The sequence below is a fragment of the Sphingopyxis selenitireducens genome, from assembly GCF_051550705.1.
In the GTDB taxonomy this organism is placed as follows: Bacteria; Pseudomonadota; Alphaproteobacteria; order Sphingomonadales; family Sphingomonadaceae; genus Sphingopyxis.
Genome location: NZ_JBPULG010000007.1, coordinates 1 through 25,536, shown reverse-complemented (window position 1 = coordinate 25,536; position 25,536 = coordinate 1). Strand labels below are relative to the sequence as shown.

General features: G+C 63.1%; 15 protein-coding genes. 5 read left to right on the top strand and 10 right to left on the bottom strand.

Annotated elements, in window-relative coordinates:
* Window positions 1-8: 8 nt before the first annotated feature.
* Window positions 9-1,250: a TetR/AcrR family transcriptional regulator gene (locus tag ACSYDV_RS21075; protein WP_438326033.1), complete on the bottom strand. Its 1,242-nt coding sequence runs from the start codon at window positions 1,248-1,250 to the stop codon at window positions 9-11.
* Window positions 1,251-1,372: 122 nt separating this feature from the next.
* On the opposite strand from ACSYDV_RS21075, the gene ACSYDV_RS21070 reads away from it, so the two are divergent.
* On the top strand, window positions 1,373-2,197 hold the full coding sequence (locus ACSYDV_RS21070) for an SDR family NAD(P)-dependent oxidoreductase (RefSeq protein ID WP_438326032.1): 825 nt from the start codon (window positions 1,373-1,375) through the stop codon (window positions 2,195-2,197).
* 81 nt (window positions 2,198-2,278) lie between these two features.
* Here the strand turns inward: ACSYDV_RS21070 and ACSYDV_RS21065 are convergent, their stop codons facing one another.
* Window positions 2,279-3,472 carry a serine hydrolase domain-containing protein gene (locus tag ACSYDV_RS21065; RefSeq protein WP_438326031.1) on the bottom strand — a complete coding sequence of 398 codons (1,194 nt, stop codon included), beginning with the start codon at window positions 3,470-3,472 and terminating at the stop codon, window positions 2,279-2,281.
* Between the two features lie 105 nt (window positions 3,473-3,577).
* Here ACSYDV_RS21065 and ACSYDV_RS21060 point away from each other — a divergent pair, with 105 nt between their 5' ends.
* From ACSYDV_RS21060 to ACSYDV_RS21050, 3 genes are all read left to right on the top strand, one after another.
* The gene (locus ACSYDV_RS21060; protein ID WP_438326029.1) at window positions 3,578-5,326 is read left to right on the top strand and encodes a class I adenylate-forming enzyme family protein; all 1,749 of its coding nucleotides are present in this window, start codon (window positions 3,578-3,580) and stop codon (window positions 5,324-5,326) included.
* Entirely contained in the window at window positions 5,323-6,591 is a 1,269-nt protein-coding gene (locus ACSYDV_RS21055) for an MFS transporter (RefSeq protein WP_438326028.1), read from the top strand. Before ACSYDV_RS21060 ends, ACSYDV_RS21055 begins: the two co-directional genes overlap by 4 nt.
* Window positions 6,592-6,678: 87 nt before the next feature.
* Complete coding sequence (locus ACSYDV_RS21050) at window positions 6,679-8,487, top strand: flavin-containing monooxygenase (protein WP_438326027.1); 1,809 nt, start codon at window positions 6,679-6,681, stop codon at window positions 8,485-8,487.
* A 325-nt stretch (window positions 8,488-8,812) separates the two neighbouring features.
* On the opposite strand, the gene ACSYDV_RS21045 is transcribed toward ACSYDV_RS21050, so the two are convergent.
* Window positions 8,813-9,118: a hypothetical protein gene (locus ACSYDV_RS21045; protein WP_438326025.1), complete on the bottom strand. Its 306-nt coding sequence runs from the start codon at window positions 9,116-9,118 to the stop codon at window positions 8,813-8,815.
* 537 nt (window positions 9,119-9,655) lie between these two features.
* Window positions 9,656-10,894, bottom strand: a complete 1,239-nt coding sequence (locus ACSYDV_RS21040) for an MFS transporter (protein WP_438326023.1) — start codon at window positions 10,892-10,894, stop codon at window positions 9,656-9,658.
* A gap of 490 nt (window positions 10,895-11,384) precedes the next feature.
* Between ACSYDV_RS21040 and ACSYDV_RS21035 the strand changes: the two genes are divergently transcribed.
* The gene (locus ACSYDV_RS21035; RefSeq protein WP_438326022.1) at window positions 11,385-12,251 is read left to right on the top strand and encodes a transglutaminase-like cysteine peptidase; all 867 of its coding nucleotides are present in this window, start codon (window positions 11,385-11,387) and stop codon (window positions 12,249-12,251) included.
* A 10-nt stretch (window positions 12,252-12,261) separates the two neighbouring features.
* Here the strand turns inward: ACSYDV_RS21035 and ACSYDV_RS21030 are convergent, their stop codons facing one another.
* From ACSYDV_RS21030 to ACSYDV_RS21005, 6 genes are all read right to left on the bottom strand, one after another.
* Window positions 12,262-13,515, bottom strand: a complete 1,254-nt coding sequence (locus tag ACSYDV_RS21030; protein ID WP_438326021.1) for an HlyD family type I secretion periplasmic adaptor subunit — start codon at window positions 13,513-13,515, stop codon at window positions 12,262-12,264.
* Window positions 13,516-13,527: 12 nt separating this feature from the next.
* On the bottom strand, window positions 13,528-14,625 hold the full coding sequence (locus ACSYDV_RS21025; protein WP_438326020.1) for a cell wall hydrolase: 1,098 nt from the start codon (window positions 14,623-14,625) through the stop codon (window positions 13,528-13,530).
* Window positions 14,622-16,727 (bottom strand): type I secretion system permease/ATPase, encoded by a 2,106-nt coding sequence (locus ACSYDV_RS21020; RefSeq protein WP_438326019.1) that lies wholly within the window; start codon window positions 16,725-16,727, stop codon window positions 14,622-14,624. Before ACSYDV_RS21020 ends, ACSYDV_RS21025 begins: the two co-directional genes overlap by 4 nt.
* A gap of 83 nt (window positions 16,728-16,810) precedes the next feature.
* Entirely contained in the window at window positions 16,811-18,205 is a 1,395-nt protein-coding gene (locus ACSYDV_RS21015; protein ID WP_438326017.1) for a TolC family protein, read from the bottom strand.
* On the bottom strand, window positions 18,205-18,933 hold the full coding sequence (locus tag ACSYDV_RS21010) for an OmpA family protein (protein WP_438326016.1): 729 nt from the start codon (window positions 18,931-18,933) through the stop codon (window positions 18,205-18,207). The genes ACSYDV_RS21015 and ACSYDV_RS21010 overlap by 1 nt, the downstream gene beginning before the upstream one ends.
* Window positions 18,934-18,983: 50 nt before the next feature.
* Window positions 18,984-25,487 (bottom strand): DUF5801 repeats-in-toxin domain-containing protein, encoded by a 6,504-nt coding sequence (locus ACSYDV_RS21005; RefSeq protein ID WP_438326015.1) that lies wholly within the window; start codon window positions 25,485-25,487, stop codon window positions 18,984-18,986.
* Window positions 25,488-25,536 lie beyond the last annotated feature (49 nt).

Genomic DNA, 25,536 nt, shown 5'->3' with positions numbered 1-25,536 from the left:
CGATGGCGTCAGGCGGAGGGATCGTCGAACAGGCCGTAGGCAAGCGTCGAGGCATAGAGGCGGATCGCTTCCCCGCGTTCGAACTCGTCGGCCCAAGACTTGAGATCGACCGCGCTGTTGAGCATTGCCATGACCACCTGGCTTGCGATCAGCGGGTCGATCGGCCGGATCGATCCCTCGGTGATGCCGTCGATCATCATGCCCGCGAAGCGCCGGGCCGTGCGGTTCGACCGCGCAACGACATCGCTTCTCGGCTCGGCGGGCAGGGTCGCGAGCGCTGTCGTGCGCAGCAAGGGGCCAAGGTCGGAGAATTGCACGTCGAGCAGCGTCGAAATCGCCGCCGAAATGCGGTCCCAATAGCTGCCTTCGAGATCACTCGCGGCTTGCTGCGCCCGCGATACGGTGCCGTAACTGCGCCGGAAACATTGCAGGACGAGATCGTCCTTGGCGTCGAGATGATGGTAGAAGCTGCCCTTTGTGACGTTGAGCTCGGAGGCGATGCGCTCCACCGAAGCGCCGCGATAGCCGCGTTCGTTGATGAGCCGGGTCGCCGCCCGCAGATAGGCTTCGCCGTCGACATCGCCGTCGACCGGCCTCGCGGCAAGGCCGATATCGAGGACCCGAGGTTCGAATGTCCTGCCCTCCGGTGCAATGCCGCGGTCGAAGATTTCGAGCATTCGCGCCTCGACACGCGCAAACTCGCGCGCCGAATAGAGGCTCTGCCAAGCCGGCAACCAGAAGCCGTTCTGCAGGAGGAAATGCGCGCGCACGGTGTTGAGGCCTCGGGGCCCGGCGGTGTCGGCCTCGCCGAAATAGCCACGAACGGTCCGGAATATCCCGTGGTAGCGCGCCAGCAACTCGCCATGATGCGGTTCGTCGAGCGCGCGCAGTTCGGAGAGCACGGTCACCGGCCGGAGCCGCCCCTCTCGCAGACCGACACGATAGTCGATCGTGCGCGCAAGGTATCGCGCAACCCGGCTCCGCGGGTCGGGCTGCGAGGCGGCCTCGGCAACCTGGGCCTCGATACGGCCCAGCGAATAATCATAGGCCGCGGCGACCAGCAGTTCCTTGCGCTTGAAGTAATAGGCAATGCTGTTCTGGTTCATATCGACCAGCTTCGCGACCTCCGCAAAGGTCGTGCCCTTGATACCGCGCTCGTTGATGAGCGTACTTGCCGCGTCGATGATGCGGTCGCGCTTCTCGGAAAAGCGGTCGGTGGGTTCGAGGTCGATAGGGTTCACGCTGGCCATTCCGCTTCCTTAGCAATTCGTGCGCCCAAGGTCATCACTCGCCGCAAGCGCTCCGGCGCGGCGCCGTCGGAGCGCATACCGCTTTCGTCACATAGCCACATTATCCAGCACAGGAGAATAGAATGAACAGGAATTTTCCGGACTTTACGGGCAAGGTCGCGATCGTCACCGGCGCGGCATCGGGGATCGGCCGCCAGGCGGCGATCGACTTCGCTGCCGCGGGGGCGAGCGTCATCGCCTCGGACATCACCGAGACGGTCAACGAGACGGTGCAGACGATCGTGCAGGCCGGGGGAACCGCGATCGCGCTGGTCGGCGACGCGGGACGCGAGGACGATATACGCGAAGCCGTCGATCTTGCGGCGACGCGGTTCGGCGGCCTCGACATCTTCTTTGCCAATGCCGGAATTACCGGCGGCCGGGTCAGCTATGCCGACGGCACACCCGAGAACTGGCTCGAGGTTCTGAGGGTCAATCTCGTTGGCCCCTTCCTCGCGGTCAAACATGGCGCGGCGGCGATGCGCGAGCGCGGCGGCGGGGCGATCATCTGCACCGCCTCGGTTGCCGGGCTGCGGGCGGGCGCCGGACCCGCCGCCTATTCGGCATCGAAGGCCGGCGTCGTCAATCTCGTCAAGACCGCCGCACTCGAACTGAGCGGCAGCGGCATTCGCATCAACGCGATTTGTCCGGGGCTTGTCCGCACGGCGATGACACAGCCGGTCTATGCTCTTGCCAAAGCGATGGGGCATGAGGACAAGATCGGCCTGTCGGCACCGAGCCAGCGCGGCGGAGAACCAGAGGACATCTCGGCAATGGTCCTGTTTCTGGCGTCGGATGCTGCCACCTTTGTCAACGGGCAGGCGATCGCCGTGGATGGGGGTCTCTCCGCGCTTCACCCGACGTCGACCCGACCCGCCCCGGTCACTCCCGCTCGCAGCGCGGCTTGAACGCAGCGGAGCGTATCTCCCTGCGGCCATGGCTAGCTGCCGCGCAAAACTGGCCCCGCCATCGAGGCGGGGCCGCATTTTTCAGCGAAGGAGCCGATAGGCTGCTTCCCGAAGCTCACGACGGACGGGTTCGGTCCCGGTCGGCATCAGTTGCGTCATGAAGATGCCATGAAGCCGCTCGACCGGGTCGACGAAGAATGCCGTCGAGTAGATCCCGCTCCAGTAGAAATCGCCCGGCGATCCGGGAAGTCCCGTCGCCTGCGGATCGAGCGTGACCGCAAAGCCGAGACCGAACCCCGTGCCGGCTGCACCGGTCTCGGGGAAAGGAAAGCGGCCCATTGCGGCAAGGTCCTGGCCTCCGGGCAGCTGGTTGCGCGTCATGAGATCGAGAGTCCCGGGCGACAGGATGCGGACATCTCCAACGCTGCCGCCTCGTACGAGCATCGTGCAGAAGCGGTGATAATCGTCGATGGTCGAGAGCAGGCCGCCACCGCCCGACTCGAAGGACGGCGGTGTCAGCCAGCGGCTGGTCTCGGCATGGTCGAAGATCATCCGGCCCCCGGGATGCTGAAGCCAGGCGTCGGTCAGCCTGTGCGTCTTCTCCGGAGGACAGGTAAAGCCGGTGTCGACCATTTCCAGCGGCCCGAAAATCCGCTCGGCGAAGACCTCGCCGAGCGATCGGCCCGCCAGCCGCGCGACGACGACGCCGAGAACATCGGTTGCAACCGAATAGTTCCAGAAGCGGCCGGGTTCGAACTCGAGAGGAAGTGCAGCGAGCGCAGCGACGAAGCCGTCGGCATCCTGGGTGGAGCCGGGTGCGAGGATTCCGGCTGCGCGGTACGCCGCGTCGACAGGGGTCCGGTTCAGGAAACCATAGGTAAACCCGGCCGTATGCCGCAAAAGGTCGATCATCCGGATCGCCCCCGCGGGTGCCGTCTCGAACTCGCGGGCACCGTCCGGCAGCGCAACGCCGAGCGAGCCGAGCTCGGGCACGACCGACGCCAGCGGGTCGTCGAGCGATACCCTTCCCTCCTCGACGAGCGTCATGAAGGCGACCGCCGTGACGGGTTTGGTCATCGACGCGATACGAAAAAGCGCATTTTGTGCGAGCGGACCGCCGTCGCTGCGGCCGCTGCCGTGCGTCGAGCGGTGAAGGATGACTCCGTCGCGGGCGATGAGCAGCTGGGCGTGCGGCAGCTTCCCCGTCGCGACGTAGCGCGCCGCTATATCCACCCGAATTTCCCCGCTCGCCGCAGCGACATCCATATTGAGCATACCATTTTCCTTTTTTCTATATAAAAATACCTAGAATTACAAGTTTGCATGACATACCGATTTATTCAATAACGATTGCGCAACGGACTTTGCAGGAGAATATGGATGAGCGGTGCGGACGATGCTGCGATGGCGGAATGGCCTCGAATGACCCTATGCGAGGTCGAAGCGGAACTCTGTGCAAAGGGCGCCCGATTCGAGATGGAGACCGTGGATGTCCGAGGGCTATCGACCCGCGTCTGGAAGAATGCCCTTCCCGATATGGCCGCACTGGTCGCGCATTGCGAAGCCCATGCCGATCGCGCGTTCATCGTCTTCGAGAAGGAGCGATTGAGCTATCGCGGTTTCGTGAAGGCGGTCGCATCGCTGGCGTTGCATCTTTCGGATCTGGGCATCGGCGCCGGCGACCGCGTCGCCCTGGCAATGCGCAATCTGCCCGAATGGCCCGTCGCCTATTTCGCTGCCGCCGCCACCGGCGCGATCGTCGTGCCGCTCAACGCCTGGTGGACCGGCCCCGAGCTGGAATATGCGCTGCGCGACAGCGGCGCGCGCGCGCTCCTCTGCGATGCGGAGCGGCGCGCCGCCATCGCCCCCCTTCGTCAGCGGATTCCCGGGATCGAGCATTTGCTTGTCGTGCGCGATCCGCTCGCACCGCCGGCGGAACGGCTCGAGACGCTCTTGGGACGCCCCGACGATTATGCCGCGCTCGCGGACCGCGCGAAGCTCCGGCATGATTTCCACCCCGACGACGATGTGTCCATCTTCTACACCAGCGGGACCACGGGTTCGCCGAAGGGCGCGGTCGCAACGCACCGCAACCTCCTCAGCAACATCCTGTCATCCGCATTCGCCAACGCGCGCGGGATCCTCCGCCGGGGTGCGCCCCTCCCCGCGCCACGGCAGCGCATCGCGCTGCATGTGATTCCCTTCTTTCATGTCACAGGATTTTGCGCGCGGCTCCTCGGCGCGATCTACAACGGCGACACCCTCATTCTCATGCGCAAATGGGACGCCGAGGAAGCCTTCGGGCTGATCGAGCGCGAACGTGCGGACAGCGCCGGCGGCGTCCCCACCATCGCCTGGCAATTGCTCGAACACCCCGCCCGGCGCAATTACGACCTCAGCTCGCTCGAACTCGTCAGCTACGGCGGAGCGCCCGCCGCTCCCGAGCTTGCGCGGCGCATCGCCGAAGAATTTGGCGCGGCCCCGGGGTTCGGATGGGGAATGAGCGAGACTTGCGCGACGGTGACCAATCATAGCGCCGAGGATTATCTCGCGCGCCCGGACAGCTGCGGCCCCGCGGTCGCGGTCGCCGACCTCATGGTGACCGACGAGCATGGCACTGCGCTGCCGCCGGGTTCGGTCGGAGAACTGCGCGCCCGCGGACCGATGGTCGTGCGCCGGTACTGGAACCGCCCCGAAGAGAGTGAAGCGACATTCCGGGACGGATGGGTTCTCACCGGCGACATCGCCCGGCTCGACGAGGATGGCTTTTGCTATATCGTCGATCGGGCGAAGGATGTCGTGATCCGCGGCGGCGAGAATATCTATGCGTCGGAAGTCGAGAATGCGCTCTTCGCTTTCCCGGGAGTCACCGATGCGGCGCTGATCGGACTTCCCGACGCCGCTCTTGGCGAAGTGCCCGCGGCGGTCGTACATCTCGCCGCCGGGACGGTCGCATCGGAAACGAGCATACAGGCGTGGCTCCGCTCGCGCCTTGCGGCCTTCAAGGTCCCGGTCGTTATCCGTTTCTCCGACACGACCCTGCCGCGCAATGCCAACGGGAAGATATTGAAGCGCGAGCTTCTCGCCATGTTCGGGACCGGCGAAGCGCCAGTGCCGGCCGGATCATGAGCGAAGCTTCCGCACCGGCCGGCGAGGAACCGGACCCGCAGTCGTTTATCGAGCAAAATCTCCGCCGCAACTATGCGGTGCATTTCGTACACGGAGCCCTCGGGCACACGGGCTTTCGCTTGCTCTACGCGCCGACCCTGCTCCCCGCCTATATGCAGGTCATCACCGGATCGAGCGCGCTGGTCGGCCTCGCCCAAACCCTGCTGCAGCTGGGCGGCACGCTTTCGCCCGTAATCGGTGCCTCGCACATCGAGCAGCGTCGGCGCCTTTTGCCCTACGCGGCGAAAACGGGGTCGCTGATGCGTCTCCAGATTCTCGGCCTCGCCCTCGCAGGATGGTTTCTCGGGGGGGCCTGGCTTGTCGCCGCGACGATGACCCTCCTCTTCCTGCTCGGTTTCTATACCGGCACCCAACGTGTCGCATTCCAGATCCTGATGGCGAAGGTCATCCCCATGGCGCGGCGCGGCCGGCTTCAGGCCTGGCGCAATCTCGCGGGCGGAACGCTGGCGGCCGGTTTGTCGCTCGGCGCGGGCATCTATCTCGTGGCGCCGAACATGTTCGGGAATGGCTATGCGACGACATTCTTCCTTGCCTTCCTCCTTACCAGTCTCGGCCTCCTGGTCCTGCGCCTTGGCATACGCGAGCCCGAGGCGCCCGGCCGGAAAGCGCGCGGGTTCAAGGAAAGGCTCGCGGCGGTTCCGATGCTGCTGTCGCACCGCGGCTATCGGGCCTTTCTGACATCGCAGGCGCTGATTGCCGCCGGACGTATGAGCGCGCCCTTCTATATCCTTTACGCAAGCCGCACTCAGGGCCTCGACGGCGAACTCATCGGCATCCTGTCATTCGCCTATCTTGCCTCCGATACAATCTCCAACCTCCTCTGGGGATATGTCGGCGATCAACGCGGATTTCGCGGTCCGCTGACGACATCCGCGCTCCTTTCGGCCGCGGCGCTCGCGGTGCTCCTGCTGGCGCCGCCAAGCTGGAACATCCTGGCCTTCTGTGGCTTCGGAGCGGCGGCCTCGGCCTATACGATGAGCGCGGCAACGATCGTGCTCGAGATCGGCGAACCAGAGGACGTACCCTTGCGCCTCGCCGTCTCGACATCGCTTGAGGGAGCGCTCGCTGCGACGGGGCCGCTGATTGGCGGCCTGATCGTCTGGCTCGCAGGTTTCGAGTGGCTCTTTACCGCATCAGCTTTCCTCTTCGCGCTCGCCTCGCTCGCGGCAATGCGCATTCCCGCTCGCGGTTCGACCGGATTATGATTTTTTTAGTATGTGTATTGATGGCTATAATTTGAGCCTATATGTAGCTTTTAAAGAATCAGGTATGGAAACGGAGAGGAAGGTCCCATGACCAGCAATACCGCCGGAACGGCAATCATCGACAAGGACGCGCTGCTGGCGAAGTATGTCGCCGAACGCGACAAGCGCCTGCGGCCCGACGGTGCGGCGCAATATCTGCCGATCGAGGGGAATCTCGCCCATTACAAGCAGGATCCCTATTGCACGCCGATCGTCCGCGAGCCGGTCACCGATCATGTCACCTTCGCGTTCGTAGGCGGCGGATTTGCCGGGCTCGTTACCGGCGCCCGCCTCGCCGAGATCGGCGTCGAGGATGTGCGCATCATCGACAAGGGTGGAGATTTCGGCGGCACCTGGTACTGGAACCGCTATCCGGGCGCCCAGTGCGATACGGCATCGATGATCTATATGCCGCTCCTCGAAGAGACGGGGCATATGCCGAGTGAAAAATATGCGCATGCCCCGGAAATCCTCGCGCAATGCCAACGGATCGCGCACCAGTACGGCCTCTATGAAAAGGCGCTGCTGCAAACCGAGGTGACCGGCGCCGCGTGGGATGATGATGCAAAACGCTGGACGATCACGACCAATCGCGGGGACCGTTTCACCGCCGACTATATCGGGCTCGGCACCGGCCCCCTTCATATTCCGAAGCTTCCCGGCATAGCGGGAATCGAGAACTTCAAAGGCCACAGTTTCCACACCAGTCGCTGGGACTATGACTATACCGGCGGCAGTCCCGACGGCGCCTTGATGGAGAAGCTTGCGGACAAGCGGGTCGCGATCATAGGTACGGGTGCGACCTCGGTCCAGGCGGTCCCGCATCTCGCCCGCGCGGCGGGAAAACTCTATGTTGTCCAGCGGACGCCCTCGTCGATCGACGCACGCAACAATCACGCGATCGACAGCGACTGGTTCGCAGAGATCGCAACCCCCGGCTGGCAGCAGCGCTGGCTCGAGAATTTCACCGAGAACCAGGCGGGCGGCAATCCGGGCGAAGACCTTGTCAAGGACGGCTGGACCGAGATTTCGGCGCGCATTCGCGAGAAGCTCGCCGGCATGCCGCGCGAGAAGATGTCGTGGAAGGAAATCATGGCTGCCTATGAGGACAGCGATTTCGAGAAGATGGAAGAGATAAGGGCGCGCGTCGACGCGATTGTCGACGACCCGGATACCGCGGAGAAGCTCAAGGCCTGGTACCGGCAGATGTGCAAGCGTCCCTGTTTCCACGACAGCTATCTGCAGGCCTTCAATGCGCCTTCGACGCAGCTTGTCGATACCGACGGCAAGGGTGTCGAGCGTATCACCGAGCGCGGCTTCGTTGTCGCGGGCAAGGAGTATGAGGTCGACTGCATCATCTATGCCTCGGGCTTCGAGGTCGGCTCGGCCTATGAACGGCGTGCGGGCTTCGACCTCACCGGTCGCGGCGGCCGCAGGATTTCGGAAGAGTGGGCCGACGGTATGCGCACGATGCATGGCGTTTACGCGCGTGGCTTCCCTAACGCCTTTTTCGTGCAACCGGTCCAGGGCGCCAATCTCATCTCCAATATTCCGCATAATCTGACCGAAACGGCGCGCACGATCGCCGCCGTCATCGGACATGCCCGGGCTAAGGGAGTGCATGAAGTCGAGGTCACCGAAGCTGCGCAGAAGGCTTGGGTCGATCTGCTCCTGCAGGGACCGGGCCGGATGTCGCGCGCGCCGGACTGTACACCGGGCTATTATAATAATGAGGGCCAGGCCCCGACCCCGGCGATGCGCCTTGCGGTCGGATATCCTGCGGGTCCCGCAGCCTATTTCAAGTATCTCGACGACTGGCGCGCGTCGGGCTCATTTGAAGGGCTCGAGTTCCATTGACCCGGCCGTGAGCTATTTCAGATGGGCAGCCTGACGCGACCGTTTCTATTTGGATGCGCCAGTCCGCCTGTCAGGTCCGCGGCTCCCCAGACCCCGCAACCATCGGTCGACTCGATCAAAAACCGGGGAGCCGAACCGTTCCGATCTGGATTGAAATGAAATGCGTTACGCCGGGAGAACAAGAGCCAGCGCGGGTGTTCCCGCCTGGCATCGCTTCAGAGCGCCATTCCAACATTGGCGGTTCTGGCCGATGGAAGTCCGGCATGTTGTGGGCCTAATGTTGGAAGAGCGGAGACGACGTCGGGAGCTAAGGGGGATCATCTGCTCACCGATAACCGTACAATCCCACGGTCGAATAATTGCGTTCCATGAGGAGGCGAGCCTTCGGGGCGAAACCCGCGATCGTGACCTGCCGGAATGTGGCGCGCACGAGGGCCTTCAATAGCCACTCGCGACGACGATCGGCGAAGAGGAATAAGCGCTCGTCCCCAACGAGGCGATATGCTGCCATCGATGCGACCAGCGTCGTCTTGCCGATGTGCCGCCAAGCCACCAATGAAACGCCGCCGGACACGGTCGAATAGCCAGGATCGCCCGCCGTCTGACGATATCCGGATATGGTCACACCCAATCAGCTCCGCGTGCTCATAGCCCTCTCGATGCTGAGTGCCAAGTCATACAGGGCTCGGTGTGGTCGCTATAGGCCGAGAAGAAGCCGGCTGCGAAGTCGCGCTGAAGACGCCGTTCCCTTGGAACTACCGCGGTTCGAAACCACTTACCCGTTCCCTGTGTTCGCTTCACAAGCCACAACCCTTGGCCGTCGGCATGCTTGCCGGGCGGGAGCGAAAGCGAACCCAATTTCAAAAAGGGCGTTCATGCGCAATTGGGGCCACCTCCTAGTCCAACTCGATGCATAAGATTGGATGAGACGGAGTGATATTGGAGGTAAGCATATCAAAATATGAGCGTAAGTTCGATGGTCGGTGAGACGCGCTGCGCTAGGTTGGGATCTAAATTTTTCCCTCTCGACCGCACCATCATTGACCCGAGGGACGTCGATAACCAGCATATGGGATAGGCTGCGCCGGAAGGCGCGCTTTTCTTTGCCATCTGCGTGCCCACACAGGTCCGAGGCCGGGCCATGGCACTGCCAATCCCCATTCCTTGCTCAGGGAAGGATGCGGCCTTCGTCACGCCGCGGCATCGGCGCGACGATAGGCAAAATGACCGCAGATAGCGCCAGCCAGCCGGCCGCGAGGAGGATCGCGCCCGGCAAGGTCCACAGATCGGCGACGGAGCCGAGCGCATAGGCGCCGAGCGCCATCGCACCGAAAGTCACTGCCTGATACAGCGACAGGCAGCGACCCAAAATCGCTTCGGGCGACCGGAGCTGCATTGCGACATTCAATGTGGTGAGCGTCGACACCCACGCTGCACCGCTCACAAAGGCCGCCCCCAGGAACAGCGCAAGATTTGTCGTCAATGCGATGGGAAGCAGCGCGGCGGCAAAGACCAAACCGGCCCCGCTGATCACCCGGTCGCTGCCCAATTTTCGCCGGACCGAAGAAATCCACAGCGCGGCGAAGATCGACCCCGCGCCGAATGCGCCAAGGCAAAGACCATAGATGGTCTCGGTCCCATGCAGCCGATCGCGCACCAGCGACGGCAGGAGCGCCTGAAACCCCGCGGCACCCAGGCCAAAGACAAAACCGCGCGTCAGCACGCGCCGCAAGGGGCTGGAGTTGGCGCAGAAGCGAATGCCAGCGGCGATTGCCGCGAGCATCGGCGCCCGCGTCGGCGGCGTGATCTGGGGGCGCCAGCGCAGCAGAACCGCGATGAGGAGGATGTAGCTGAACGCGTTCAGGGCGAAGGCGGGCGTGGGGCCGGTCAGCGAAATCAGCAGGCCGCCCAGCGCCGGACCGACGCTGCGCGCCAGATTGAAGGCGACGGTGTTGAGCGCGATCGCCTGCGGCAAATGCCGTGGCCCCACTTGCAGACGAACCGATGCCTGCCAAGCCGGCCCGTTGAGCGCGGTGCCGCAGCCCACTGCCAGCGTGAAGAACAACAGAAGAGCGGGACTGATCGCGCCCATCCAGGTAGTGATCGTCAACGCCGCGGAGACGAGGAGCATCCCGCTCTGCGCCGCGAGCATGACGCGCCGCCGATCGAAATTGTCGGCGATCGCCCCGGCAAAGACACCGAGCAGCATGATCGGGATCGTCGCGCTTGCCTGAACGAGCGCGATCAGGCTGTGCGAGCTTGTGAGTTCAGTCATCAGCCAGGCCGCGGCAACCGACTGGACCATCGAGCCCATGTTCGACGCAAGGTTCGCGATCCAGATCGCACGAAACGCCGGAAACTGGAAAGGAGACAGCGGTGACGAAGAAGAAGGCGGGGCTGTGCTCACGCCATATGGGCTAGTAGAGACGTTGAGTAACGGCAAGGGCAAGCATGGCCCTCATGCCGCGCGATACCGAAATCTTGCCGGCGCGCGAAGCGCGGTCGATCGACGCGCCTGTCATTCTGTTGGGAACTCATCCGCGACGGAAGTCGAAACGCTTCAAAAGCCATAAAATCGGCCGGGGCATCAACAATTTCCGATCGGCCCATCGCCATGCGCCGATATTCACTCTCCTGTTTCCAATATCTTAACATACTGAAGACGGTGTTTACTATCGTCATGAAACGAATCCTCATCCCGCCGCGGCAGATTCGGCAGCATGAGAAAGACCGCCCATCTTGTCGCTGGCGAATCGCGATGGTTTCCCGTCTCGATCGCGCTTGTCGCCGTACTGCTCGTGCCGTCGACCGCTCAGGCATCGCCAACCGGGTTTATCACTGAATCCGGAGCCCCATGCACCGCCGTATCCAGCAGCGCGGCTTGGACCCGGCCGGATGTGTCACGCGTCATTCTGGGCGGCGCGCCCAGCGCGCTGGATCGCATCCGCGAGACGCAGCAGGAGGCCCCGGCTAGCGAAGCAGCTCCGCGCCGGATGCCTGTGCTTGTGACCGCCGGTCTGGGCGATTTCCCGGCCCGCATGACGCTGGAGCCCGCGAGCCGCGCGCCGATCTCGTTCACGCCGCCGGCCTTCGCAAACTGCCCCCCCGAAGACCGCGATCAGCCGTCGATCTTCGACAATGCTCCGGGCAGCGGCGATGCCTATGACCCCGATGCCGAGCTGGGCACCCGGGCGATTCCGGTCAAGCGGACCCGTTTTGACGACCGCTGGGACCGGGTCCGCCGCGCCGCGCCCGCAGGGCTGATGCAGGCGCAGTTGCGCCGCGCCAATGTCTCAGAAGGTTTGAGCGAGCGGGATCTGCTCGCGCGCGTCAATCAGTGGGTCAATCAGCAGATCGCCTATGTCAACGACGACCGCAATTACCGTCAGAGCGATTTCTGGGCGACCGCCGAACAGACGATTGCGCGCGGTAGCGGCGACTGCGAGGACTATGCGATCCTGAAAATGCATTTGCTGCGCGCCGCGGGCGTCGATGCCGACCGGATGAAGCTCGTCCTGCTACGCGACCTTGCCGCCAACAGCGACCATGCTTTCCTGCTCGTCCAGACGGCGGACGGGAAGGTCGTTCTCGATAATATGACCGACCGCGTCTATGATGGCAGCCATCCCAATTCGGTGCGGCCGGTCCTGTCGTTCAGCGAAAATCGGCGCTGGGTGCATGCCTATCGCGGATCGCAGCCGTCGCCGAACATGGTTTCGCTGCCAGCATCGCCGAAACCCGTCGCGCTGGCACTGAACGACTAGGGTCCTTACCCTAGCGTTCGGTCAATGCCGAACCGCTGACCTTCAGAACGGGCTTCAGCAGATAGCTGAGCACGGACTTCTTCCCTGTCACGATTTCGACGTCGCAGAGCATGCCGGGCGTGATCGGAAGGCGCCGGCCGTTGGACGTCAGATAGCTATTGCTCGTCTCGACGACGACGGTGAAATAGGCCTGCCGTTCGACCTCGTCATAAATGCTGTCGGCCGAGACCCGAACAACCCGGCCCTTCAACCCGCCATAGATGGAGAAGTCATAGGCGGTGACCTTGACGTTCGCGGGATCGCCAACCTTGATGAAAGCGATGTCGCGCGGCGTGACGCGCGTTTCGATCAGCAATTTGTCGCCCAGTGGCACGACCTGCATGATCTGTTCGCCGGCATTCACATATCCGCCGACCGTGTTGACCAGCAGGTCGTTCACGACGCCGCGCGTCGGCGAACGGATTTCGGAGCGGGCGAGCCGCCCTTCGGCACCGCGGATCGTTTCCTGATTGACCGCCATCTTGGTCGTCAGCTGGCTGCGCTCGTTCAATGCTTCCTGCTGGAAATCGAACCGCGCGCGCGCCACTTCCGCGCCCGCCTCCTGAACAGCCGCCTGCGAACGTGAAATCGCCTGACGCGCGGCAGCGAGGCGGCCCTGGATATCGACAACTTCGCGCTGCGCGGTAAGAAGCTCGGTCTGCGGCACGACGCCCTTTGCCGCGAGCGGCTCGAGCATCGTCACCTGTTGGCGCGCGAGGCGAAGGCTGCTCTCGAGCGAGGAAGCGGTGGCCTGCGCTTCGCCCATGTCGCGGCGGCGCTGCTCGACCCCCGCAGACAGCGCGGCGAGCTGGCTTTGCAGCGACGAGCGGCGCACCTGAGCCAGCCGCATTTCATCGCCGCAGCTTTCGCCCGTACACCCGGCTCCGCCACCGCCTTCGCTGGCGAGACGCGCGGCGCGCTGGCCCAGTCGTTCATTTTCGGTTTCGAGCTGGCCAAGCTCGGACTGCGACGAGGTATTGTCGAGCCGGACGAGCAACTGCCCCTTCTTCACCGTCTGCCCCGAACGAACCAGTATTTCACGGATCGTCGACGGTTCGGCCGACTGGATGATCTGGACCTTCGACGACGGGATCACGCGGCCCTGCCCGCGCGTGACTTCATCGACGCGAGCGATGCTCGCCCACAAAAGAAACAGAACAAAGCCGGCGGCGGCCGCCACCATAATCTGTTCGCTGCCGCGCAAACGCTGCCAGAATTTCAACATGGACACGCGCCTTTATTTGTCACTTGGGGGTTCGGATACCGTCGGCGCACCCTGCTGGGTCGTCAAGCTGTCGAACCGCGATTTGCTCTGCGTCGGATCGGGAATATTGGGAACCCAGCCCTTGGTCACATCGACACGGCCGCCGACGTCGGTATCGGTGCGGCGATCGGTCGGATCGCGAACCGGGGCAATGGCATCGAGCGCGACGACTTCGCCCGGCAGGTCTGCGGTTGCCGCGCCGCCCTGATAAAGCTGGCTGAACGCCGGAATCCATTCTGCGCCGGCATAAGCATCCGAAAATGCCCGGGGTTTCCCCCACGATCCCGGCCAGCGATAGAAGATATGCGCGCCGATCTGCTCGATCTTGGTCAATTTGGGTGCCCAGCGCGGCAGGACATAATTGGCGTGATAATGCGTTGCCATGCCGACGCTCGTTTCGACATGACCGCTCAGCGCGGCGCGCGCGATTTCTGCCGCGCGGCGCCACAGCGCCGGAACCGGCGGGCGTTTCATCGCGCCGTCGCATGCAAAGCTGAACTGGCAGCCGGGGCGCGAGCTGCCCTGATAGATGACGCCGCAAACGGTGTTGGGATAGGCGGGGTGCCGCATCCGGTTGAGGATGACCTGCGCGACCGCAGCCTTTCCGGCGTCGGATTCCGTGGCGGCTTCATAATAGATCGCCTGAGTCAGGCAGCGCTGGGCATTTGTCGCCTGGGTCAGCGAGATTGTCGGCATCATGAAGGGCCGGGCGGCTTCGACCGGCAGGGTCGAAATCGGAAGCAAGGCATTGCCGGCAACGGCGTCGGCCCCCTCGGCGGTCGGGACGACCGAATCCGTCTCGGTTTCGGTGATCAGTTTCGCAATCGCCTTTTGCTTGGCGGCCTTGGCCTTCACGGCAGGATCTGCGGTCCAGCTGGCGACCAGATTTTCGAACACGCGCCCCAACCGGTCATTGGTCGAGGCGAAAATGAGCATCGCGGCAGCAAGCGCGAGAGCCAGCAAAACCAGCACCAGCTTCTTCGACGACCGCGGCGGCAGTGCGTCGGGATCCGACCAGGGCGCTTCGGTCGCGGCGGCGCGGTCATCCGCTATGTTGAGCTCCGCGATCATGTGACCGGTTCCTTGACCGTCGATCGCGCAAGAATTTCTGCGCGCGGACCGTCGGCAACGATGCGTCCGCCATCGATAACGATGATGCGATCGCACATCTGCAAGATCGCCTCGCGATGGGTCGCGATCACCACGGTCTGCGACGGCGAGACAGCATCCTTGAGCGCGGCGATGAACAACCGCTCGCTTTGCGTGTCCATCGCGCCCGTCGGCTCGTCGAGAAACAACAAGCGCGAGGGCGAAGCCAGCGCGCGAGCGATGGTGAGGAAACCGCGTTGGCCGCCCGACAGCTGGCTTCCGCGCTCACCGGTTCCGCGGTCGAGCCCTGTCTCGTCGCGGCCCATGAACCGGTCGGCACCGATCGACTGCAGCGTCGCCATCAGGTCGGCGTCGGACGCCGACGGAGCGCAATATTGCATATTCTGTTTGATCGAGCCGCTGAACAGCACCGCGTCCTGCCCGACGAAACGAAATTGCGAGCGCAGATAGATGGGCGAATATTGGCGGCTGTCGAGGCCGTCGATGAAGATATTTCCGGCTTCGGGAGCATAGAGTCCGCACAGCAGGCGCCCCAGCGTCGACTTGCCCGACGCGACCCGGCCGACGATCGCGATCCTCTCTCCGGCATCGATATTCAGGTTGATATCCGACAAGGACGGCGCCGACGCGCCGGGATAGGTGAAGGACACGCCTTCGACCACAGTATGTCCCTTGTCGATCGTCAGGTTCAGCGCGCTGCTACCCATACGGCGTTCGTCTTCGGCCTCGATCATCTGCTGGATGCTGGCCATCGTCGTCCACGCCTGACGCCCGCGCGTCATCAGGAAGGCGAGTTGCCCGATGGGGGCCATCGATCGGCCGGCCAGCATGACGATGGCAATGATCGCGCCCATCGAAATCTTGCCCGAATCAAAGAGATAAAAACCACCGACAACGAGGGCGAGGCTGGAAAACTGCTGCGCCAGCGTCGCGAGGTTGATCGCGGCGGCGCCGGTCCGGCGCAGGCTGGCCTGCGTCCGCGCGCTCGTATCGACCATCCGGCGCCACTGGCCCAGAATCTGACCTTCGGCCGCGCAGCTCTTGATCGTTTCGGTGCCGCCGATCGATTCGACCAGCATCGCATGCTGGATGCTGGAATCGGCCTGATTGTCGAGCGAGGCCTGCACCATCTGCCGCTGCAGGAAATAGCCGGCGACCCCCATCACCAATATGATCGACAGGGGGACAAGCGACAGCCATCCCGCAAGGACGGCAATCATGATCAGGAACAGGAACAGGAAGACGACATCGACCAGAAGGACGATCGTCGTCGAGGCGAAGAAATCGCGAACGGATTCGAATTCGGACACGCGCCGCGCGAGCATCCCGGTACTGCCGCGACGATCCGCCAGCGGCATGTTCAGCACCTTCGAGAAGATTTTCTCCGACAATTTGACGTCGAGCTCGCGGCCAAGATCATCGAGCAATGTGGCCCGCGCGAGGCGCAGCGCAAATTCGACGCCAAAGGCGAGCAACGCCCCCACGGCGAGAACCCAAAGGCTGGAAACCGCCTTGTTGGGGATCACGCGATCATAAACATTCATCGTGAACAACGGCAGGGCAAAGCCCAGCAGGTTGATCATTAGCGCCGCGCCGAGCACCGGATAGAAGGAACGGCGCATCCGCCGGATTTCGCTCCAGAACCAGTGGCGCTTCGACGCTTCATCCCACGGGCGCTCTTCGGCGCGAATAGCGGTGGGATCGGCGGTGACGGCTATCGCCTGCCCCGCATATTTTTCCTCGAGCGCAGCCTCGTCGGTCCAGACCGGCGCATCGGAGCCCGGTTCCCAGACAAGATATTGATCGCCCTGCGTTTCGAGCAGAACCGCACAGCGCCTGTCCTGCTGGCGGATGATCACCGGCAGGTCGCGCGCCAGATTCCTTATCTTGCGCGCCCGCAGCCGTTCATTGTTGATGAAGCACAGGTCCAGTGCCGCTTCGGCCTGATGAAAGGGCAGAAAGCCCCTCTCGTCACGCGCAAGTGCCGACAGCGCCCCGCGCTGGAAATTCTGACCAAAATGTTGTGCGACAAAGAGAATACAGGCGATCAGCGGATCGTCCATATTCCCTTTGCCTATATATGCCACAGAGGATTGATTCCCGGTCATCTTGATAATTTCTTTTTAGAATCAAACCTGTGAATAAATTATTGAGGATAACGGCGGCGCTGGGTCTCAGCGGGTGCCGGCGGCCCATAATTCACCTTTTCGCGTGCATAAACGCGGCGCGATTCCGGTGCGGTCAGGTTGAATGCCTCGAGGAAGCTGTTGGTCGAAGCCAGCACCTGATAGGCCGCAAATATCTCGGAGAAACGCGCGGTTTCAGCCCGTACCTGGACGTTGAAGCGCGTGTTCTGCGCATCGAGAACGTCGAGCAACGAACGGCGACCGACCGAGAATTGCTCCCGATAGGAGACCAGCAGTTCGTCGGTCGATTTGCTCTGATCGACCAGATCGCGGAACACCGCAGTCTGGGTCTCGCGGCTGTTCCACGCACGGCGGGTGTCGGCTTCCGCATTGCGTTCGGTTTCATGCAGGCGGAACCGGCTCTCGCTCGCGCGGCGGACCATCTCCTGATATTTGGCGCGATTGATCCCGCCATCGAACAGGTCCCAGCGCATCACGACGCGCCCGAGCAGATCGTTGGTCTCGCCGCGGAAAGCGTCGATATCGTCACCGACGCGGCCCGACAGTTCGAGGCCGATGGTCGGGAAAAAATCGCCCTTCGCCTTCTTGGCCTCCGCGTTGGACGCGTCGACATCGGCCTGCGCCTCCAGCACCTTCGGATGCTTCGTCCGGGTCAGGCCTACGGCTTCGCTGAGGCTGGTCGGAAGCTTTTCGGTCATCGCCGACGGCATCTGCACTTCATTGACTTCGAGGCCGCTCAGCGCGAGCAGTTCGATCTTTGCATTGGTCAGCGCTTCCTTCGCTTCAGCGACGCGCACGCTCGCCGCCTTGGCGCGCTCCTGTGCCTGCTGAAGGTCGGCGACGCTGATCGACCCGGCGGTGACGCCGCTCGACAGGTCCGAAACCAGGCTGTTGTGGAAGGTCATATTGTCTTCGGCAGCCGCGACGACGCGCTGTTGCAACAGGACGTCGAGATATTGCCGCGCGGTTTGCAGCGCGATAAATTCCGACCGTTCCACAACGCGCAGGGCGGCGCCATCGACGCGCGCAGCCTGACGCAATTTCTCGCCGCGCCGGCGACCGAAATCGATCAGCGTCTGTTCGGCGCGCATCGACATTTCGACCGGATACAGCTCGTCATCGGCGATACCCAGATTGCGGCGGGTCGCATTTTCAAGCCGGCGAATACCCGCCGACATTTCGAGCGTGACGCGCGGCAGATACAGGCCCTTGGCCTGTTCGAGTTCGAACTCGATCGCCTGCTTGTTCATTTCGGCCTGGTTGATCTGCGGATTGGAATCAATCGCGACCGCCATGACATTCTGCATGGAGATGGGCTCGGCAAAAGCCGAACCGGCGAAAAGGGACATTGCGATCGCCGAAGCAAGGCCGGTCCATTTGAGCTGCGGTTTCATCAACGTTCCCCCATTCCATTCACTCGGACTTCGACGCGCCGGTTTGCCGGCGTCCGTTCACCGTCCAGCGTCTCGACCCGAAGGTCCTTTTCACCGCGCCCCGACACGGCGATCGTCCCGGCGGGGATACCCGCCGCGCCCATCATGTCGGCGATCACGCGGGCACGCGCGACCGACAGCTTGTCATTATAGGCATCGGACCCCGACCGGTCGGTGTGTCCGACGACGGTGAAGGCAGTCCAGCCGCAGCGAGCGCGATTATCGGCCATGAACGCGACCGACTGGCCGGCGTCGGCCGGCGCGACGATCGAATCCCAATCGAAGAAGAAGGTCGATGCCACCTCCGGCGGGCAATTTTCGGTGGGCGGCAGTGGCGGCGGCGGTGCAATCGGCACATCCGTCGTCGGCTGCGGACCGCGGGTCAGCATGCCATAGGCGAAATCGCAACGCCGCAGGCTTTCGCCGTCCTTGATGCTTTCTTTCAGAAAGCCCTTTGCGATGCCGCACTGAACCTTCGTCTCGGACGCCCAGGTGTAGGCGTTGGTGTTCGCCGACACGATCGCCGGGTCGGTCGACGCCGCCACGCCCGCGTCATAGCGTTTTTGCACTTCGCCGCGCAGTTCGCGAACCGGAAGGTCCGCGAGTGCCTGGGCAAAAGCGCTGCCAGGCTGGGCAAACGCCAGCGCGGCTACCGCCCCCGCCATCCATTTTGCCTTATGATGTGCCATGTTCTAGCCCCCTACTTTTATTGATCCACTGGTTATTGATTTCGCTGCGATCACACCTGCGTTGCGATCTGGTGCAGGTCCTGTTCGACCGACTGGTGAACAAGCGCCCCCATATCGCCCGGCACGCTCGAGCTCAGGAACTGCGCCAGGTCGATCGCCGGCGCATCGTCGTTCGCGGCGTGCTGGCTTTCGTTGCCCACGACCGCGTCGAGGAGATGGTCGAGTCCGCCGTCCTTGAGAACCTCGGCGAGCACTGCTTCCGCCGCGGGCCCCTTGGCGGCCGCGTCGGCGACCGCCGCCGCGGCTTGTTCCGCCGCGGCAAGACCCAGCGTGAGCAGCCCGTCCATCGGCGAGTCCGCATGCACCGACACCATGTCGAACAAGGCGTCCGATGTGTCCGTATCGGCCGAACCCTGGTCGTCACTGGAGACATTGCTCTGCGCGTCGTCGATCGAAGCCGACGAAGCGCTCTCATCATCGGAATGCGACAGGGTGCTGGTGCTGGCCGGAGCCGCTTCCTGCGTAGCCGACAGGTCTTCGGCGCCGCCAATCGGCGTCGTTTCGACCGGTGCAACCGAAGCGCCTTGCGCCGCGGCATCATCGGCCGGAACCGGCGTCGGAGCATCCTGAACGACGGGCTTCTCTTCCGTATCGGTCTGGGCCTGCGCGCCTTGCGCTATGGCGACCAGCGATGCGGCAACCAGCGATGCCGTCAGCGCCTGGTTGCCCGAAGCGCGCTGAGCATGCTCGGCCTCACGATCGGCACCACGCGCGCCCAGCTGGGTGTCGAGCTGAACCTCGATATAGCCGCCCGTGCTGCCGTCGTTGCGGGTAAAGCTGCCGTGAGCGGTCACCGCCTGGCCGTCGATCGTCTCGTCGGTCGAGGTCGCACCCGTCGCGATCGACGCAATGCCCTGATCGGTGAGGCTCGAAAGCTCGCCCTCCTCGCTCACGCCGTTGGCATTGGCATCCTGCCACACCAGCAACTTAGCGAAAGCCGCATCATTTGCGTCAATCACACCATCGCCATTGTCGTCGAGCGAAGCCAGCGCCGCGACGCCGTTGGCGAACTTGCCGCCCGCGAAGTCCGGGGTGAAGATCTCGGTTCCGTTGTCGATCATGCCATTCCCGTCAAGATCGACTGCAAGGATACCGTCGTTGGACGAATTCCACGTCACATTGTCGGCTGCACCGTCAGCATTGAGATCGAACGCCGCCGTCGGACCGAAGGAATAGCCGTCGCCATTGAGATCGAGGATGATCGGATCGCCGGCGCCGACAAAGTTGGCGGCCGAGAGGCTGCCATAGCCGACGTCATTGATCGTCATGATATGCTCGACGACCATGCCACTGTTGCCAGGATTATTCGAGCTACTGATCGTCACCGAATAGATACCGGCATTGGCCGTGCCCGATGTGTCGGAATAGACGATGAAAGTATATGTTCCGGTGGGAATAGTATTGGTCGCGGCCTGGATAAAGCCTTCGATCGTCGATCCGTTTCCGTCGTCGCCGAGCGAAGCAGTAACCCACGCATTGTTGACCAGTTCGATGACTTCGATCCCGCTCCCGATGTTGGTCTGAGTTCCGGTCACGGTCAGGAACGTCCCGTCGGTCTCGCTTGTCCCATCGACTGCGATCGCAATCTTGTCCTGAGCCACATTGAAGTTGTTGACGATCGCAACCGTGTTGTCGCCGGGAAGAACATCGTTGTGGTTGAAGATAATCTTGTCAGCCGCGGTGTCGCTGCCGAGATCGACCGTCCAATTGCGCGAAGAGAGATTGCCAACGTTGATGGTAACCCGATCAGCTCCCGCGCCAGCATTGACGATGCTACCGTTTCCGTTACTCGCAGTGATCGCATCGTCGTTCGCCGAACCAATGATCGTGATCGCTTCGGCCTGATTGCCCAAGCTGATCGTCACGCCGGACGTTGCGCCCGCCGCCGAAATCACTTCGACATCGGACAAGCTGGCATCGTTCAGCCCGTTCAGATCGGTCGATGTAGAGGTAAGGACGATCGTGTCGGTGCCTCCGCCCAGATTGATCGTGCCCGAGCCGATCAGGATAGCATTCAGCTGGGCACCCGTGAGGGTGAGAGCATCTGCGCCGCTGCTACCGGACAGACTGCCCGTTTCGGTGTTGCTGACCGTCGTGATCGCGAAGCCCGAGATATTGACCGATCCACTGACGTTGACCGTCAGCACGTCGTTGTTACCGCCGGCGAGGTTGATCGTGTTGAACCCCGCCCACTGCTGCGCCGACATCGTCACCGTGTCGCTGCTGCTGCTACCGGTCAGTGTTTCGACACTGACGATCGTGCCGGTTGTGAAGTTGACCGTGGTCTGGTTGGTCAGAACGATCGCATCGGTACCGGCGCCGCCGTCGATGTATTCGCCCGCGCCGAAATTACCGTTGGCGAGGTTGAACGTGTCGTTGCCGCCCAGACCATACATATAGTCACTGCCGTTCTTGCCGACGAGCGTATCGTCGGCCCCGTCTCGGCCGACGAGAATGTCGTTCGCGCTGGTGCCGTTGAGCGTGCCGTTGCCCGCCTGCGCACGGTTGACCGTAACCCGCGCCGTATCCGTCGGCGTGGTCGAATAGAAGAAGCCGCCGCCATCCGTGTCATTGTCGGTGAAGGTGAAATTGCCGCCCCCGCGCGTCACGCCGGTCGCGTCGGTAACGCTGGTCGCTCCCCCGGTGATCGTCGTCCCAGCCTGATCATTGGCAAGCAGGGCTGCCTCCGCGATCTGAATCGCCGCACCCGAGCCGCTGGCGTTGGTGATGACGATGTCTGCGGCCGCGATATTGCCGCTTCCGGGGCCGCCACCTTCGACCACCGTCACCGACAGCGTCGAACCTGCCGTGTCGCCGTCGCGGTCGATCACCGAGTAATTGAAGACCTCGGTTGCGGCAGTGGGGGTGGAGTCGGGAGCATAGGACCAGATTCCCGTCACGAAGTTCAGCGTCAGCATGGCACCTTGCGGCGTGGTCGCCGAGATGCTGCTGCCCGTCACATTGCCCGTAAGCGCGCCCGACCGGGTGATCGTGTTGTTACCATCCCAAGTATAGGTCGTCCCGCTGATGGTGATCGACAGGATCCGGCCACCGTCGGCGCCGAAATTGTCGTTGGCATCCAGGTCGCCGCTGACCGGCAATGCCACAACGGCGTCGAGCAACGTCTGCACAAGAGCGTCGAAATCATCGGCACGAAGGACTGTGCCCTGGCCGTCGACATCGATATTCTGCAGCGGACCGTTGCTGATGCCGTCGCCGACGCCGATCGCCGTAACATTGACACCATTGTTGTTCACAAAATTATTCCAGGCGGTCGCCGTGGCCGAATTCAGCGCGTTGTTCGAACCTGTTCCTTCGTTCGGATTCCCGTCGCTCAGGAAAAACACCTGATTGTTGGCGGTTGGATTGGCTGTGTAGACACTGAGCAACTCATTGATAGCAACAGAGAAATTCGTATTGGAATCAAGGGGACGGCTCCCACCCTGCGACGGGTTGAGCGCGTCAAGTTGCTGAATGAAGCTGACGGGGTCGGTGAAAGGTCCCCAGCTTATGGCAGACGATGCGAAGCCCACCAGCCGGATCGACACGTCGCCGCTCGAACTGCCGAACAGCGCCAGCCCGGCGTCGCGCACGGCGTTGAGCATCGCGTTCAACTCGGTGGTGTTGAGGCTGCCCGAGAAGTCGAGCACGAAAGCCGCGTTGAAATCGAGCGTCGTTTCGGTCGTCGTGCCCGAATCCGCCGTCACCGTCGGACCATCATCCTCGAAGCTCAGCCGGTCGCCGAGGTTGATCGTCGCCTTGGCGCTGTCGCCGTCACCGTCGGTGACCGTCGCGGTCAGCGTGACCAGATTGGCCGCCGCCAGCGACTTGGCGTCATCGTGCGCTGCGCCGCCATTCGCGTGCATGATCGCACGCTGCTGGTCGAGCGTGATCGTACCGCCCGCATCGACCGAGATTGTGAAGACGATGGGGTCGCCAGCGCCAGTGCCGGCGCGGCCGACCACCTGGCCGCCCGAGATGCTGAGCACCACGGCCTGACCGGTCGCGCTGTCGACAAGGCCGGTCGAACCGGTGTTGATGCCCAGCGCATAGGTCACGGTTCCCGGGCCATCGGCGCCAAAATTGGGCGTGAATACCGCCGCGCTGACCGCATTGGTTCCAAGGTCCGATTCATCGACCGTCAAGGTAGGCAGCGGGGCGCCGACCGTGATCGACGGGCCGTCATCGGCGAAACGGATATTGTTGCCGAGATCGATGGAGGCCGTGGAACTCTGGCTGTCGCCATCCGCGTCGACAATCGTCGCCGTCCCGGTCAGACGGACCAGATTGTTCGCGAGAAGCGCAAACTGGTCGTCATAGGGAGGAGCGATATCGGCATTCGGCGCGTGATCGATTTCAGCATGCTGGGTCAGCGTGACAGCGCCCGTCCCGGCGTTGACGCCAAGCGAGAAAATCGTGTTCGCGGCGCTCACGCCCGCCGATGTGGCGGAGGTCGAACCGACGATCGTGCCGCCGGCCCCGGTGTACAGGAATATCGAGAGGCCGTTGCTGTCGAGGCCGGAGTCGGTCCCGGGCGCTGCGATCAGGCTGAGCGCATAGTTGAGGGTCACGGCGCCCGCGCCGTCCGATCCCGGTGCAGACGTGTGAGTGAACACACCGCCGAAATTCACGGTCGAAGTTGCTGTATCGGAAGCCGCGCCGATCGTTGCAGCGTCGCGGGTGGTCAGCAGGACGTTGTCCGTGTCGGTTGCGACAAGATTAACCGACGGGCCATCATCGTCGAAACGGATCTGCGCCGAGATATCGACGGTGCCCGAAGTCGCGGTATCGCCGTCGCGGTCGGTTGCCGTAACGATGACGCCAAGGCGGCCGGCCAGAAGCGAAACCGTATCATCGGGGTTCGTCGTGACCGGATGGTTCAGCGACAGATATTGTTCGACCCGGACGACACCCGTCAGGGGATTGATTTCGATCGCGAATGCGGCCTGATTATTGAAGGCGCCGCCGCTCACCTGGCCGACAATCACATTGCCCACAAGGACGAGGTTGATCGCCGAACCATCGGTCACCGTCAGGCCTGAGGCCGCGTTCGTCACGGTCAGCGCATAGGTCAGCGGATTGACGGTAGCTGCACCGTCCGCACCATAAACGGGGGCAGCCGTCACGACCGCCGATCCCGACGACGCCACGCTGATCGCGCCTGTACCACCGACATTCAGGTCGTCGCCCTTGGCGATCGCGCCGGTGTCGATGGTCGACGTCTGGCTGGTCGTCGCGGTTTCGTCGTTCAGCGCAATGGCCGCACCGGCGGCCGTGGCCGTCACCGTCGGTGCATCGTCGGTGAACACGAGATTCTGGCCGATATTGGCCGTTGCGGTCGCACTGTCGCCATCGCGGTCGGTGACCGTCGCGGTCAGCGTGACCAGATTGTCGGCCGAAAGCGACGTGGTATCATTGGGACCGGCGTTCGGAGTGTGCACCACTGCGCGGCTCTGATCGAGCGTGACGGTGCCGTTCGCCGCGACGCTGACCGTAAAGACCAGCGCGTTGGAGCCCGCGGTGCGTCCTTCGACGATGCCCCCGTTGAGGCTGAGGACGACCGCCTGACCGGTCGCCGTATCGACAAGGCCCGTCGAACCAGGATTGATGCCCAGCGCATAGGTGGTCGCATTGGCTGTCGCCGCACCATCGGCGCCGAACGACGTGGTGAACACCGAACCGAAGCTCGTGCTGGCATTACCCGCGAAATCGGATTCATCGACGGTCAGCATCGGCTGGATCGCGTTAGCGACCACGGTCGGCGTATCGTCATCAACGTTGATGCTGAGCGTTCCGTTCGCACCATCCCCATCGACGTCGGTGACCGTATAGTTCAGCGTGAACAGCTGGTTATTTTCGTCGTTGCCCGCTGCATGCACAATCGGTGCATTTTGCGTGACGGTATAGTCACCCGTCGCGGGGTTGGTCAGCGTTACGGTCAGCACGGTGGTGGCGCCCTGCTTCACGAGAAGATTGCCGCCCGACAGCTCATAGGTAAAGCCCGTCGGAGGGGTCCCCGTGGCCAGAAGCGCAAAGGTCAGCACACCGTCGCCGCCCGAACCGCTGAGCGTACCCGGGGTGTTCGCCGAATTCACATCATCGCCGACACCATTGGGGTTACCCCCGGCCAGCGCGTCGTCGTCGAGCAGAACGGTGGCGTTCGCCGCCACGACAGGCGTCGAATTGCCGATGCTGATCGCCAGCGTCGTCGTCGCAGTGTCGCCGTCACCATCGGTCAGCGTGTAACGGAATGTATCGGTGACGCCTCCCGGCGTACCGGCATTGCGGACATAGGTGTAACTGCCATCCGTGTTGATGGTCAGCACGCCATATTGGCCATTGACCTGGAAATTCCCGGTTCCGTCGGCATCGCTATCCGTGTTGGCGGGCAGGTTGACGCTGGCAATCGCCGAAACCGCCGCCCCGTCAGCCCCGGGCGTATCGGCGCCATTGTCGCCATCGCCGAGATCGCCGGGCGCCGCGTCGGTGATCACGTTGCCTGTCGCCGTTGATCCGCCGCCGCCGCTGACCGTATCGGTGTCC